Raw genomic sequence first — 13703 nt, 5'->3', positions numbered from 1 at the left:
GCGGTGGCCGAGGGCGAGGGTGGCGGGCAGCTTCACCGGCTCGGGGCCGCCGGGGACGCGTGCGGCCCGTAGCTCCGGGATCCAGACGGCGCCGTCGACGGTGGCCCGGCAGACCGCTCCGTCCCGGGTGGCCAGCAGCTCGCCGGGCCGGCCCCGCAGCGTGGGCTCCGGGCGGCCGCCGTGCAGGTACCAGGTGGCGCCGAGCAGCTCGTCCCGCACCCCCGGCCGCGAATCGGCCGCCCGGAGCAGGCGCAGCACCCGCTCGGTGGGATCGGCCGCCCAGTCGATCCTGCGGTCGTCCTGCCGTACGACGGGGCGGGCCAGGCCGTGGGTCTGGGGCTCGGGGGTGTGGCGGCCGGAGGCGAAGCGCTCCACCGCCAGCAGGACCGCCGCCAGCGCGGCGTCGGCGATCTCCCCGCGGTACAGGTCGCTCTTGGCGATGCCCGGCGGCACCGCGCACTCGGCCGCGGCCCAGATGTCACCGCCGTCCATCACGGCATTGGCCTGGAGCACGGTGACGCCCCAGCGCTCGGCCCCGTCGTGCAGGGCGTGGTCGAGGGAGGACGGGCCCCGGTCGCCGGGCGGGCCGGGATGCACGACCAGACAGGTGCGGGCCGACCACAGCGGCTCGGGCAGCGCGGTGCGGAGCATCGGGGCGATCAGCAGGTCGGGGTCGTGCCGGTCGACGGCCGCGACCAGGTCCGTGCCGGGCACCGCGAGTTCGACGGCGACCTGGTGGCCGCGGTCGCGCAGCTCGGCGTGGACGCGCTGGGTGAGGCTGTTGAAGGCACTCGCGACGAGCAGGATGTGCACGTGATCTCCCGGCTCCGGCCGATGCTGACCAGTACTGACCGGTGCATGACCGGCCGGGAGAGATGATCCGCGACGCGGACCCGTCCGCCGACGGCGCCGAGCAGCGCGGTCACCCGAAAGCGGTGACCTCCTGGTCCGGTCGGCGGGCACCGGACGGCTGTACGGGGCCGGGCCGGCGTTCGGCGCGGCGGATCAGGGCCGGCGCCGCGGCCGGGTGTAGGCGGGCGCCGATCCGGGCAGGCGCCGCGCATGGTCTTCCGGCATCCCGCGGAGCGCGGGGACAAGGGCGGCAGCGGGCGCTTCGAGAAGGTCGCCGAGCTGGCCTCGAACTTCACCAGCTCGGCGGCCTTCTCGGTGCTGTGCGTCGCCCTGGTGGCCGGCTTCGTGGGCGTGCACCTGGCCGGGCTGCCCGTCTCGTGGCAGCACCTGGCCGGTGACTCGATCGGCGCGGTCTCCCTGCTCCTGCTGGCCTTGCTCAAGAACGCCGAACGCCGCGCCGAACACGCCATCCAACGCAAGCTCGACGCGATCGCCGCGGCCCTCCTGGAGCAGCAGCAGGGCCGCAGCGCCGACGCCCACGAGGACCTGGATTCGGCGATCCGGATGGAGGAGCGGCTCTAGGACGTCTCTCTCGACCGGCAAGATCCGAAAGAGACGGCCCAGCGGTCAGGGTCAGGGGGCGAGGGGAAGCTGCCGCTTGTGCTCGGTGAGGCGGTAGCGGCGCGCGATGATCTCGAAGGCCCGCTCGTCGACCGGCTTGCCCTCCAGGAAGTCGTCGATGTCGTCGTACGTGACACCCAGCGCGTCCTCGTCGGCCTTGCCCGGGTCGAGGGTCTCCAGGTCGGCGGTGGGCACCTTCCACACCAGCTCGGCCGGGGCGCCCAGGGCGTCCGCGACGGCGCGCACCCGGCGCTTGGTCAGGCCGGTGAGCGGCACGACGTCGGCGGCGCCGTCGCCGAACTTGGTGAAGAAGCCGGAGACGGCCTCGGCGGCGTGGTCGGTGCCCACGACCAGGCCGTCCTGGGCTCCGGCGACCGCGTACTGCGCGATCATGCGCTGGCGGGCCTTGATGTTGCCGTGGACGAAGTCCTGGTGGTGGGCGTCGCGGAAGGTGAGCCCGGAGGCGAGCGCGGCGTCGAGCGCCGCGTCGCTGGCGGGCTTCACGTCCACGGTCAGCACGTGGTCGGCCTGGATGAAGGACAGGGCGAGCTGGGCGTCGTGCTCGTCGGCCTGGACGCCGTAGGGCAGCCGCATGGCGTAGAACACGGCCTCGTGACCGGCCGCCCGGGCCCGCTCCACGGCGAGCTGGCAGAGCCGGCCGGTGGTGGTGGAGTCGACGCCGCCGCTGATGCCGAGGACGAGGGACCGCAGTCCGGTCGAGGTGAGCCGCTCGGTGAGGAAGGCCACGCGGCGCTCGATCTCGCGCTCCGCGTCGAAGGACTCGGCCACCTGGAGGTCCCGGGCGATCTCCTGCTGCAGGGCGGTGGACGCCGGCTCTCTCACGGCTGCTCCTCGGGGTCGTGCGTGCGGGTACGCGGTCACGTTGCGCTGTCCCGACCGACCCTAACCGACGTCCGCACCCCGCCTGCCGCGAGGGAGCGACCCCGGGCCGGCGCACCTCGCCGGTCGCTCCGGCCGGTCGCTCCGACCCGTCTACTCCAGCCGGTACGTCATCACCGAGCCGGCCGGTACGCCGGACAGCCGGCCGCTCTGGACCTGGAGGATCGTCGTGTACGGCAGCGCGCTGCCGTTGCCGGTCGGGTTCAGGGCGGGGCAGTTCGACGGGCAGGCGTCCGCGTGGCGGACGTGGATGAGGCGGCTGTCGGGGGCGACGAAGCCGTAGTCCAGGGTGCCGTCGGTCCCGGAGACGCGGAATGCGGCGGTGGACGCGAGGCGCATGTGGTAGCCGACCCCTTCGACACCGCGGGCCCGGATCTGGGTCCGGCCCACGCCGGTGAAGTGCACTTCGTTCTTGGGCGTCTCGACCCAGACGACGCGGAACAGCGGAGCGCCGTTGGCGTAGACGGTCGCGGTGGGATAGGCGGACAGGTCGGTGGCGCTCTTGCCGCTGACCGTCGCGGACGGCGTGCCACCGGGGCGCGGGGACGAGGCCGGGCTCGGCGTGCGGGTGCCGTTCCTGTCGTCCGCGTCCGAGTCGGAGGGGGACGGCGAGGCGGAGCGGCTCGGCGAGCCTGCCCCGCCGTCCGGTGAGGCGCCGTGGTTGCCCCCGAGGTTGCCGCAGTTCGCGGTGTCGCCGCAGTTGACGTTGGTGCCGCCCTGCTGGTTGATCGTGCTCGAACAGCCCACGCTCAGCAGGGCCAGCGCGACCCCGGTGACGATCTTCCAGCGTCGCCGGCTAACGGTTCGCACAGTAGGAACGGTCGCCACAGACAATGTTGGTCTCCCCCCGCTGGTCGATGGGGGCCTCGCCCGCCGAGCCGGCGCAGGACGTCGTGATGACGGCCGCCACGACGGTGGCCACGGCGGCGACCACGGCCCCGATCACCAAGCCCGTGCCCTCGCTCATGTCCGCCCCCTCGCGTGGCGTGCCCGAAGCGTCGCATCGCCGCGTTCCCCCACGGGAAGCATAGGGCTCCGGACCCGGACGGGAAGGGTTTCGGCCAACTCCGCCCCGGGCGTTCGGCCGGCCGGTTCCGGGGTCGTACAGATGATCCACCGGCACGGCCCCGGCATGGCCCCGGCATGGCCCCGGCATGGCTCCGGCATGGCTCCCGCAGGGCGCTGAGCGCCCTGCGGCCGGGGTCCGGCACACCGGATCGTGAACGCGGTATGACATCGGGCCCGATCGCCGCCGAAGCCGGAACACGATGTCCCGGATCACCGTTGAGGGGGTTCCGGAGCGCGCGTCGACGGGCTCCGGGAACACGCTCGGCATCCCGTACAGAAGGTCTGAGAGGTCACCATGAAGATCGGCATCATCGGAGCGGGCAACATCGGCGGCAACCTGACCCGGCGGCTGACCGCCCTCGGCCACGAGGTGGCGGTGGCCAACTCGCGCGGTCCCGCGTCGCTCAAGGCCCTCGCCGAGGAGACCGGCGCGACGCCGGTCACCGCCGCGGAGGCGGCCCGCGGCGCCTCGGTCGTGATCGTGACGGTACCGCTGAAGGCCGTCCCCGACCTGCCCGCCCGCCTGTTCGAGGACGCGGCGGAGGGCTTCGCCGTCATCGACACCAACAACTACTACCCGCGCCAGCGCGACGGCAGGATCTCCGGGATCGAGGACGAGGGCCTGACCGAGAGCCGTTGGACGGAGCAGCAGGTGGGGCACCCGGTGGTCAAGGCCTTCAACGGCACCTACGCCCAGGACCTGCTGGACCGCCCGCGCCCGGCGGGCGACCCGGAGCGCATCGCCGTGCCCGTGGCAGGTGACGACCAGGCCGCCAAGAAGACGGTCCGGGCGCTGATCGACGAGCTCGGCTTCGACACGGTCGACGCGGGTGGCCTGGACGACTCCTGGCGCCAGCAGCCCGGCACCCCGGTGTACGGCCTGCGCGCGGGCGTCGCCGCGGTCACCGAGGCCCTGGCCCAGGCGTCCCCGAACCGTCCGGCGGACTTCCGGTTCGAGGACTGAGGCCGAGGGGGCGGCCGGCCCGCCGGCGCCCAAGTTCGGGGAGTGGTGTCGCCCACACACCCGACCAGAGGATTCGAAGGCTCTGGGACACCGACCCACCGGACCCGAAGGCCAAGTCCCCTTCCTGCAGAGGGATCCCCGGCCCTCCCCCGCCGCTGTCCGACCGGCCGCCCCGATATCCCGGGGCGGCTGTCGGACCCGGGTGACACCATCTGGCCCGGCGATCGCACCACGATCCGCATGAGTGATCGAACTTGCTACGGGGGTAGGCATGACGAGCACGTACGCGTGGCCGCGCGGGGCTCAGGCGACGGACAGCGCAGCACTGGAGCGGTGGTTGACCCGGCACGGTTGGGAGGTGGACCCCATGGTGTTCATGACCGGCACCTTGGGCCCGGCGGTCCAGATCCGCCCCACGATCCCCACCGGCCCCGACCAGGAGCCCGGTTTACTGGTCCTCCCGGGCGAGACCGTCGCGTACGACGGCCACCGGATGCGCATCGCGGCCACGACGCCGAGGTCACCGTCCTGACGGGGACACGGCTCCCGGGTGGGGGCGGACGGGCAGCGGCAGGGTGAACTCCACGGCGTAGCCCCCGCCCCGGCGGGGACCGGCGCGGAAGGTGCCGCCGTAGAGCCCGACCCGTTCGCGCATGCCGATGAGGCCGTGGCCCGTCCCCGTGCCCGTACCCGTACCCGATCCCGTCCACGCCGGCGCCGACGTCTGCGCCGGCGCCGGCGCCTTGGAGCGGTCCGCCGCGGGTCGCGGTGGACCGCCGTCGTCGCGGACGGCGACGGTGAGCACGGCCGGGCCGTAGCCGAGGGTGATCCGGACGGCGGTGCCCGGGCCCGCGTGCTTGAGCGCGTTCGTCAGCGCCTCCTGGACGATGCGGTACGCGCACAGATCCGCCCCCGGGGCCAGTTCCCGGGCCGCGCCGCTGGTTTCGGTGGTCACGGCCAGACCGGCCGCGGTCATCCGGGCGGCCAGGTCGCCGAGCGCGGCCAGGCCGCTGCCCGGCCCGGCGGCCGCCGGCCCCGCGACCGCCTCGGTGCCGTCCGGGGACACGCGCAGGACGCGCAGCAGACCGCGCATCTCCTCCAGGGTCTGGCGGGAGGTGTCCTCGATGGTGCGCAGAGCCGTCCGGGCGGTGTCCGCGTCGCTGTCGAAGACGAGGCGGGCCACACCGCTCTGCAGCGCGACGACGGACAGGTGGTGGGCCACGACGTCATGGAGTTCGCGGGCGATCCGCAGCCTCTCCTCGGTCACCGCGTGCCGCGCCCGGGCCCCCTCCTCGGCGCGCAGCCGGGCCGTGAGCCGGTCGAGCTGGACGTTGCGCTGGGCCAGTCTGCGCAGGGTGAAGCCGAAACCCCAGGCGAGGAGCTCCACCAGCACCGTCTGCCCCAGTGCCACGGGTGCCGACATGGCCCGGGTGGCCATGGCGTGGTGGAACCACACTGCCCCGACCACCAGCGCCGCGGGCACCACGTGCCGGTGCGGGCGCAGGCTCGCGAGGGTGAAGAACGCGAGCATCGGCGGCCAGATGTTGGACGTGGGCTGGTAGCCGAGGGAGACGTACGCGGCCAGGGCGGCGCAGCTGACGAGCAGCACCGGCCAGGGTGCGATCCGGCGTAACGCCAGCGGCAGGGTGATCACACAGGTCAGCAGGGCCGCCCCGGCGTCGAACGCGCGCCATTCGGGCAGTCGGTACTGGACGGCGAAGCAGAGGACGACGGTGAGCAGGGCCAGGGCCATCGCCGTGTCGATCAGCAGCTTCTGACCTCGTGTCACCCCGATCCTCGCACATTCCCACCGTCCTGTCCGCATGATCGCAGCGTAGCTTCGGTGTCCACGACAAGCGCGGTCAGCGGGAAGAATCAGGGCTTTCGGACGTCCTGGCCGGAAATCCTTGGCCAATTTGGCGACTCTCGCAATGATGTTCCATCATCATGACTGCACGTCAGCTGCCTGGTCGGCTCGACGCTGCGTCGAGGAGACGGGGGCGCGGGGGTTCCCCTGTTCCCCCACCGTCGGGCGATTCTGCGGGCGAGACCACGCTCTCGTCGCGCCCCGCGGTGGCTCCTGCTCCTGTTCCCGCTCACCCAGCACCTAGGCAAAGGCCCATGTCCGCCCAGCAACTCTCGGACCTCATACGTTTCGCCCGCCGCAACTCGCCCTACTACCGGGACCTCTACGCGTCCCTGCCGCCGGGCACCGACCGCCTCACCGACCTTCCCGTCGTCGACCAGCGGGAGTTCTGGGCGGCCAACACCCTCCAGGACAACCGGGTCCTGACCGGTCCGCTGAGCGAGGCCACGGTCTTCAGGACCGGCGGCACCACCGGCTCCCCCAAGTTCTCCTTCTACACCCGTGACGAGTGGCGCACGTTCGTGACGTCCTTCGGACAGGGACTCGTGGACGTGGGCCTGCGACCGGGCCACCGGGTGGCGGACCTGTTCTACGCCGGAGAGCTGTACGCCAGCTTCCTCTTCGTCCTGGACTCCCTCGCCCACGCCCCCGTGGACAACGTACGGCTGCCCATCGGCGGCGGGGCGCCGCCGGAGTCGACGATCCCGACGCTGCGCCAGCTCGCCGCCCAGGTCGTGGCCGGTACGCCGACCACGCTGTGCCGGCTGGCGGAGCAGCTCGCGGCCGGCGGCGCACGGCTCGACGCGGTGGAACTGCTGCTCTTCGGCGGTGAGGCCCTCTTCCCCGACCAACGCCGGCTGCTGGCGGCCGCGTTCCCGAACGCCGAGGTGCGTTCCGTCGGGTACGCGAGCGTGGACGCCGGGCTGCTCGGGCGTCCGGTGCCGGGCTCCGACGCCCGCGTCCACCGGGACTTCGCCCCGTACGCGGTGGTCGAGATCCTCGACGACACCACCGACGAGCCGATCACGGAGCCGGGGCGACCCGGCCGGGTCGTCGTGACCAGCCTGTTCCGGCGGCTGATGCCGGTCATCCGCTATCCCGCGGGCGACCGGGCGGAGTGGACCGGAACCGGCGAGGGCCACTTCCGGATCCTGGGACGCGCCGAGGAAGGCGTACGCGTGGGCCCGGTGTCCCTGTACACCCAGGACGCCCAGGAGGCCGTGGCCGCTGCGGACCGTGACGGGCGGGTCGTCGGCATGCAGCTCGTCGTCCGCCGGTGGGAGGGCCGCGACGGGCTGGTGCTGCGCCTGGCGACCGCCCCCTCGGACCCGGCGGACGGGCCGGACGGCGGGCTGGACGACCTGGCCAAGGCCGTCGTGACAGAACTGGAGACCGTCCGTCCGCTGTATCCGGACAGCGTCCGGTCCGGGTTCGTGCACCCGCTGTCCGTGGAGTGGGCACGCCACCGCGACCTCACCGTCAATCCGCGTTCCGGCAAGCTGGTCCGCGTCCTCGACGAGAGGCCGACCGCATGAGCGCCCCCGTCGGGACGGGCCCGGCGGTCCGCGACCAGGTCCCCGGTGCCGGCGCGGCCGGCGGCCGGCGGCGGCTGCCGCTGGTGCTGCGCAACCGCTCGTTCGGCGCCGTATGGCTGGGTCAGGTCCTGGCGCAGGCCGCCGTCCGCATGTTCCAGGTCGGCGTGTCCTGGTGGCTCGTCGCGTACGCCGTCCAGCAGGCCGGAGGTCTGGCGTCCGGGCTGTTCATGGCCGTGTGCACCCTGCCCGCCGTGGCCCTCGCGCCGGTCGTCGCAGGGGCCGTCGGGCGGTTCGCCCACCGGTCGGTGCTGCGGACCGCGGCCGCCACGGCCGGTGTCGTGGCGGCCGGACTCGCGCTGTGGGCGCAGGGCAGCGGCCTGCCGGTACCGGCCGTGTACGCCACCGCCCTCGCCCTGGCCACCTGCCAGGCCTTCTTCGACCCGTGCCTGACGACCTCGGTCCCCGACCTGGTCGACGACGCCGACATCGAGACGGCCACCGGCTTCGAACTGTCCACCCAGTCCCTGGCGGGCCTCGGCGGCGCCCTGCTGGGCGCCTTGACCGTCGACGCGGTCGGCGTGAGCGGACTGGCCACCGGCTGCGCGGCGGCCTACGCGGGCGCGGCCCTGCTGGTGTCGCGGGCCCGTTTCCGCACGGCCGCCGCCGGGGACGACCCCGGCACCCCCGCCGGTGCGGCCGGGGACATGGCCGCGGCCGCTCCTGGGCGTCGTACGCTCCGGGGGATCCTCGGGGCGTTGCCCGCCGTACGGCGCATCCTCGTCTGCTTCACCGCGGCCAACCTCTTCACGGCCGCCGTCTTCGTGGTCATCCCCCTGTACACCCGTTCCGTCCTGCACGGCGAGGGGGCGACCGTGGCCCTGCTGGAGGCCTCGCTGGGCATCGGCACGCTCGTCGGCGCGCTCACCGGCGCCCTGGTCCCCGGCCGGCCGACCGTGGCCGGTGCCTGGTGCCTCGGCCTGATGGCCCTGGCCCTCGCGCTGCCGGGAGTGGCCGCGCACCGGCTGGTGAGCGTCGGCGCGCTGACCGTGGCCGGATGGTGCGCCGGGGCCGTCAGCGTACGGTTCGTGGCCCTGTTCCAGCGGCTCGTCCCCGCCGCCGACAAGCCCGGCTTCTTCGCGGTGATGCAGGCGGTGCTCGGCGCCTCGCTGCCGGCGGCGTCCCTGGTGTTCGGCGTCGCCGGAGACCACGTGTCACCGCAGACGCTCTGCCTGGTCCAGGGGGCCGGGCTGCTCCCGGCCGCCCTCGCGCTGGCCCTGCTCGGATCCCGTACGTCCGGCCCCGTGGGAGGCAACCGGTGAATCCCGTCCTCACGAGGGCTGCCCGCTCGGACATCGCCGAGCTGCGCCAGCTCTACTACGCCGTCTACGGCCCGCACTACCCCGTGGCCCTGGGCACCGATCCCGCCGAGATGGCCCGGCTGATCGACGACCCGCACTCGCTGTGGCTGATCGGCCGCTGCCCGAGGACGGGGGCCCTGACCGGCTCGGCCGCCATCCACGGTGAGGCCGGGAGCCGGATCGGCCGGCTGGAGGGCATCGCCGTGCACCCCGAGCACCGGTCGGCGGGGCTCGCGGCCGCGCTCACCGACGCCCTGTGCACCCGGATGCTGGACACCGGACGACTGGACTCCGTCTACGCGACGGTCCGTACGGTCGGTGCGGGCCCGCAGCGGGTGGTGGCCCGCAACGGGTTCCGTCCGCTCGGCATCCTGCCCAACGCCGTCGATCTCAACCGCCGCGAAAGCCTCGCACTCTACGCGCGTTACTCGCCGGGCGTGCTCTGCTGCCGGCTCCCGGTCACCGAAGTGCCCGCGCCCCTGCTGCCGTTGCTGCGCACCGCCGAGGAGGCGCTCGGCATCTCCTACCCGGAGGTCCGGGCCGCCGAGGGGCCGCTGCCGGCCCAGGTGGCCCCGCCGGGTCCGCCGCCGGCGGGCGTGGGGCGGCTGGAACTGATCGAGGCGCCGGCCTTCGTCCGCCGCCGCTTCCGCGAGCACTTCCCCGGGGCCGACGGCTGGTTCTATCCGTTGCACACCCCGAACGTGCTGATCACCCCGGAGGACGGCGGCTTCGAGGTCTACGCCTACCTCAACCGGGGCGGCGGCTACTGCTCCCTGCTCACCGCCCACCCCGACCCCGCCGCCGCGGCCGCCTACCTGGAACCCGTCACCCGGGTCCTGGCCAAGGCCGGCGCGGGCTACGTCGAGGCCCTGGTGCCGCTCGCCCACACCGGTGCCCTCGCCTCCTTCCTCGCCCAGGGGTTCGTCGCCGGGGCGCTGTACCCGGCCATGCGGGCCGACGGTGACGGCTTCCACGACTACGTCGTCCTGTCCCGCTCCAGCGACCGCATCGACTTCCGCGGCGTCGCCGTGGAGCCACCCCTGCAGCCCTATCTCGACTGTTACGTGTCGGCCTGGCGGTCGGCCCATCTGCCCACCTCCTCGGAGATTGCCCCATGAACCCCCATCTCGCCCCGGTCGGCGTACCCGACCCCGCCCTGCTGCCGCACGTCCAACAGCTGTGCGACCTGACCGATCCGTACGCCACCGGGCCGGCCGAGGACGAGCTGTTCGCCGCCGCGATGGCCGAGATCAACGCCTGGCACGTCGCACGGTCCCCGTTCTTCCGCTCCCTGTACGAGGCCACGCCGGCGGGGGCGGCCGTGCCCGGCGCCGCGCCGTACCGGACGCCGTTGGTCCACGCGAACTTCTTCAAGCGCCACGAGGTGCTCTCGATCCCGCGCGAGGACGTGGAACTGCACCTGACCTCCTCCGGCACCACCGGCCAGAAGTCCCAGATGTTCTTCGACCACTGGACGATCCGCTCCGCGCAGCGCATGGTGGCCCGGATCTTCGAGCGCAACGGCTGGATCACCCCCGAGCAGGAGGTCAACTACCTGCTCTACAGCTACGAACCGGCCCCCTCCCTCAACCTGGGCACCGCCTTCACCGACAACTACCTCTGCGACTTCGCACCCGCGCGCAGCGTCGCGTACGCGCTGCGCAACACCGGCGGCGGCCCGGACGGTGACCACGCGTTCGACCCGTTCGGCTGTGTCGCCGCGCTGCGCCGCTTCGCCCAGGACGACGCCCCGGTCCGCATCCTCGGCTTCCCGGCCTTCCTGTGGTTCACGCTGGAGCGGATGCGGGCCCTGGGGATGCCGCCGCTGCGCCTGCCCGAGGGCTCGCTCGTCGTGCTCGGCGGCGGCTGGAAGGGGCACGCCGACCGGAAGATCGGCAAGGAGGAGCTGTACGCCCGGGTGACCGAGCAGCTCGGCATCCCGGGGACGCGGATCCGGGACACCTTCGGATCGGTCGAGCACTGCATCCCGTACATCGAGTGCGACCGGCACCGGCTGCACGCCCCGGTCTGGTCCCGCGTGACGATCCGCTCCACCCGGACCCTCGAACCGCTGCCGTACGGGGAGCCCGGATACCTGCACCTGGTGTCGCCGTACATCACCTCCGTGCCCGCGCAGAGCGTGGTCATGGGCGATCTGGCCGTCCTCCGGCCGGGGGACGCCTGCGGGTGCGGGCTGCGCACCCCCTGGTTCACCGTCCTGGGCCGTGCCGGGGTGAGCCGCAACCGGAGCTGCGCGGTGGCCGCGGCGGAACTGATGAAGGGAATGGCGTGACCGTGACGAGGACTTCGGCGACCACCGGCCACTACTGGCAGGGGGCCTTCATCGGCGACGAGGAGGCCGGGCGCCGGCTGGCCGAGCTGCCGTCGGCCGTCGAGGCCGCGCTGGGCACCGTACTGGAGCCCGAGACCGTACTGGCCGCGTGCGACGCGCTCGCCACCGCTCTGCGCGACGCGGAGCACCCGGTGCGCGCACGACTGGCGGCGCACCTGCCCGAGGACGCGGGCCCGCAGGTGCTGTCCGAACTCGGCCACCACCTGGGCCGTCGGGAACTCACCCGCAAGCTGCGGCGCGAGCTGGGCAGTGCCGCGCCCGGACGGCTGGAGCGGGCCGACCCGCGCGAGACGGTGTACGAGGCGTGGGCGCCGGTCGGCCTGGTCGCGCACGTCGCCCCGGGGAACGCGGCCACCGTCGCCCCCCTGAGCATCGTGGAGGGGCTCCTCGCGGGGAACGTCAACATCCTCAAGACCAGCGGCTCCGACACCCTGTTCACCCAGCACCTGATGGCCGAGCTCGCGGCACTGGACCCGACCGGAGCCGTGGCCGCGCGGGTCATGGTGCTGCGGTTCCCCTCGTCCCGGCAGGACTGGCTGCAGCTGATGTGCGCGCCCGCCGATGCCGTCGCCGTCTGGGGCGGGGAAGGCGCGGTGGAGGGGGTGGCCGCCCATGTGCCGGCCGGCTGCCGGCTGGTGGAGTGGGGGCACCGGATCTCGTTCGCCTACCTGACCCGCGACGCCTGGGCGGACGGGGCCGCGCTCGACGCACTGGCCGACGACGTGTGCCGGTACGAGCAGCAGGCCTGCGCCAGCCCGCAGGTCGTCTATCTCGACACCGAGGACGAGGCCGAGGTGTTCGCCTTCGCGGAACGCTTCGCCGCGGTCCTCGCGAAGCGTCCTGCGGCGGCGCCGCTGCCCGGCGGGCAGCAGCCCGATCCCGCCGAGGAGGCCGAGCTCACCACCACCGAGCTGGTGGCCCGGCTGGAGGAACACCTCGGCCTCACCCGGGTGTTCGCCGCGGCCGACGGATCCTGGCGGGTCATGGCCGACACCCGCTCCCCGCTCACGGCATCGCCGCTGCACCGCAGCGTATGGGTCAAGCCGCTGCCCCGGGCACGGCTGATCGGCACGCTGCGCCCGATGCGGCGCTACCTGCAGACGGCCGGCATCGCCGGCAGCCGCACCGACATCGCCGAGCTGTCCCGCACCGTGCTGGCCGCCGGTGCCACCCGGGTCACACCGGTCGGCGCGATGCTCGACAGCTACGCCGGCGAGCCGCACGACGGCGTGTACGCCCTCCAGCGCTACAGCCGCCGCGTCGCCGTCCAGGCCGACCCCGGGCGGTTCGCCACCACGGCGTGCCTGGACGACCTGGCCCGGACGGTCGTCCTGCCGCCGCCCGCCGGCCCCCTGCTGGGCAAGGAGGAGGTCCAGGGGCTCAACCGGCAGGTGGCCCGCGCCGATGCGGAGCTGTACTTCCGCAGCGGCGGCAGCACCGGCGCCCCCGCGCTGTCGCTGTTCAGCTACGACGACTACGACACCCAGATGCACGCCGCCGCCCGTGGCCTGCTCGCCGCGGGCTACGACCCGGCCGGGGACCGCACCGCGAACCTCTTCTACTGCGGGGGCATGTACGGCAGTTTCATCAGCTTCTTCTCCGTTCTGGAACGTCTGGGCGGGGTCCAGCTGCCCCTGGCGGCCGGACCCGACCACCGGGCCACCGCGCAGACACTGATCGACCACGGTGTGGACACGCTGTTCGGCATGCCGTCCTACCTGTGGCAACTGCTGCACGCCGAGTCGGACGCCCTGCGCGCCTACGGCGGTCTGCGCAAGGTGTTCTACGGCGGCGAGCACTTCACCGAGGAGCAGCAGCGCACGCTGAAGGACACCTTCGGCATCGAGGTCGTCCGCTCGATCACCTACGGCAGCACCGACCTGGGCCCCCTGGGCTACCAGTGCACCGAGAGCACCGGCGGTGTCCACCACCTCCACGCCGACCTCCACTCGCTGGAGATCCTCGACCTGGAGGAGGACCGGCCCGTGCCCCCGGGCGGGACGGGCCGGCTGGTGTTCACCACGCACGCGCGGCGCGGGCAGCAGCTCGGCCGGTACGTCATCGGTGACCTGGGCCGGGCCGTACCGGGCCGGTGCCCGTGCGGCAACCGGGCCCCGCGGTTCGAGCTGCGGGGCCGGACCGGCGACGTGATGCGGGTGGCGACCTACTTCCTCAACCACCGCCG

The 13703-nt window shown here is 73.7% G+C and carries 13 protein-coding genes; 8 read left to right on the top strand and 5 right to left on the bottom strand.

The window, feature by feature from the left end; translation table 11 throughout:
• On the bottom strand, nucleotides 1-813 hold an 813-nt coding region (locus EF918_RS23120; RefSeq protein WP_260610533.1), incomplete at its 3' end, for a formyltransferase family protein.
• Between the two features lie 249 nt (nucleotides 814-1062).
• Here EF918_RS23120 and EF918_RS23115 point away from each other — a divergent pair.
• The gene (locus EF918_RS23115; RefSeq protein ID WP_125650003.1) at nucleotides 1063-1434 is read left to right on the top strand and encodes a hypothetical protein; all 372 of its coding nucleotides are present in this window, start codon (nucleotides 1063-1065) and stop codon (nucleotides 1432-1434) included.
• A gap of 51 nt (nucleotides 1435-1485) precedes the next feature.
• Here the strand turns inward: EF918_RS23115 and nadE are convergent, their stop codons facing one another.
• The 3 genes from nadE to EF918_RS37160 form a co-directional block, all read right to left on the bottom strand.
• The gene (nadE, locus tag EF918_RS23110) at nucleotides 1486-2316 is read right to left on the bottom strand and encodes an ammonia-dependent NAD(+) synthetase (RefSeq protein WP_125650001.1); all 831 of its coding nucleotides are present in this window, start codon (nucleotides 2314-2316) and stop codon (nucleotides 1486-1488) included.
• A gap of 150 nt (nucleotides 2317-2466) precedes the next feature.
• Complete coding sequence (locus EF918_RS23105) at nucleotides 2467-3183, bottom strand: hypothetical protein (RefSeq protein ID WP_125649999.1); 717 nt, start codon at nucleotides 3181-3183, stop codon at nucleotides 2467-2469.
• Nucleotides 3170-3340: a hypothetical protein gene (locus EF918_RS37160; RefSeq protein WP_185921876.1), complete on the bottom strand. Its 171-nt coding sequence runs from the start codon at nucleotides 3338-3340 to the stop codon at nucleotides 3170-3172. The genes EF918_RS23105 and EF918_RS37160 overlap by 14 nt, the downstream gene beginning before the upstream one ends.
• A 396-nt stretch (nucleotides 3341-3736) precedes the next feature.
• Between EF918_RS37160 and EF918_RS23100 the strand changes: the two genes are divergently transcribed.
• Together EF918_RS23100 and EF918_RS23095 are read left to right on the top strand one after the other, a co-directional pair.
• On the top strand, nucleotides 3737-4405 hold the full coding sequence (locus tag EF918_RS23100; RefSeq protein ID WP_125649997.1) for an NADPH-dependent F420 reductase: 669 nt from the start codon (nucleotides 3737-3739) through the stop codon (nucleotides 4403-4405).
• A gap of 271 nt (nucleotides 4406-4676) precedes the next feature.
• Nucleotides 4677-4937 carry a hypothetical protein gene (locus tag EF918_RS23095; RefSeq protein WP_125649995.1) on the top strand — a complete coding sequence of 87 codons (261 nt, stop codon included), beginning with the start codon at nucleotides 4677-4679 and terminating at the stop codon, nucleotides 4935-4937.
• Here the strand turns inward: EF918_RS23095 and EF918_RS23090 are convergent.
• Nucleotides 4926-6194 (bottom strand): sensor histidine kinase, encoded by a 1269-nt coding sequence (locus EF918_RS23090; protein WP_125649993.1) that lies wholly within the window; start codon nucleotides 6192-6194, stop codon nucleotides 4926-4928. The two genes, EF918_RS23095 and EF918_RS23090, sit on opposite strands and share 12 nt — an antisense overlap.
• A gap of 332 nt (nucleotides 6195-6526) precedes the next feature.
• On the opposite strand from EF918_RS23090, the gene EF918_RS23085 reads away from it, so the two are divergent.
• From EF918_RS23085 to EF918_RS23065, 5 genes are all read left to right on the top strand, one after another.
• On the top strand, nucleotides 6527-7807 hold the full coding sequence (locus tag EF918_RS23085) for a phenylacetate--CoA ligase family protein (RefSeq protein WP_125649991.1): 1281 nt from the start codon (nucleotides 6527-6529) through the stop codon (nucleotides 7805-7807).
• A complete protein-coding gene (locus EF918_RS23080; RefSeq protein WP_125649989.1) occupies nucleotides 7804-9126 on the top strand; it encodes an MFS transporter in 1323 nt (440 codons plus the stop codon). Before EF918_RS23085 ends, EF918_RS23080 begins: the two co-directional genes overlap by 4 nt.
• Nucleotides 9123-10283 carry a GNAT family N-acetyltransferase gene (locus EF918_RS23075; protein ID WP_125649987.1) on the top strand — a complete coding sequence of 387 codons (1161 nt, stop codon included), beginning with the start codon at nucleotides 9123-9125 and terminating at the stop codon, nucleotides 10281-10283. The genes EF918_RS23080 and EF918_RS23075 overlap by 4 nt, the downstream gene beginning before the upstream one ends.
• Nucleotides 10280-11458, top strand: a complete 1179-nt coding sequence (locus tag EF918_RS23070; protein WP_125649985.1) for an acyl-protein synthase — start codon at nucleotides 10280-10282, stop codon at nucleotides 11456-11458. The genes EF918_RS23075 and EF918_RS23070 overlap by 4 nt, the downstream gene beginning before the upstream one ends.
• Nucleotides 11459-11460: 2 nt before the next feature.
• A partial coding sequence (locus EF918_RS23065) for an acyl-CoA reductase (RefSeq protein ID WP_260610531.1) occupies nucleotides 11461-13703 on the top strand: 2243 nt, incomplete at its 3' end.

Source organism: Streptomyces sp. WAC06614 (assembly GCF_003949795.1).
Lineage (GTDB): Bacteria > Actinomycetota > Actinomycetes > Streptomycetales > Streptomycetaceae > Streptomyces.
Note: the sequence above shows the minus strand (reverse complement) of the source record. Positions and strands in the feature narration are given on the sequence as shown.

Excerpts from the sequence above, each read along its gene's own strand:
- EF918_RS23085 (WP_125649991.1), top strand. The coding sequence starts at position 6,527 with ATGTCCGCCCAGCAACTCTCGGACCTCATACGTTTCGCCCGCCGCAAC.
- EF918_RS23095 (WP_125649995.1), top strand. The coding sequence starts at position 4,677 with ATGACGAGCACGTACGCGTGGCCGCGCGGGGCTCAGGCGACGGACAGC.
- EF918_RS23070 (WP_125649985.1), top strand. The coding sequence starts at position 10,280 with ATGAACCCCCATCTCGCCCCGGTCGGCGTACCCGACCCCGCCCTGCTG.
- EF918_RS23080 (WP_125649989.1), top strand. The coding sequence starts at position 7,804 with ATGAGCGCCCCCGTCGGGACGGGCCCGGCGGTCCGCGACCAGGTCCCC.
- EF918_RS23115 (WP_125650003.1), top strand. The coding sequence starts at position 1,063 with ATGGTCTTCCGGCATCCCGCGGAGCGCGGGGACAAGGGCGGCAGCGGG.
- EF918_RS37160 (WP_185921876.1), bottom strand. The coding sequence starts at position 3,340 with ATGAGCGAGGGCACGGGCTTGGTGATCGGGGCCGTGGTCGCCGCCGTG.
- EF918_RS23100 (WP_125649997.1), top strand. The coding sequence starts at position 3,737 with ATGAAGATCGGCATCATCGGAGCGGGCAACATCGGCGGCAACCTGACC.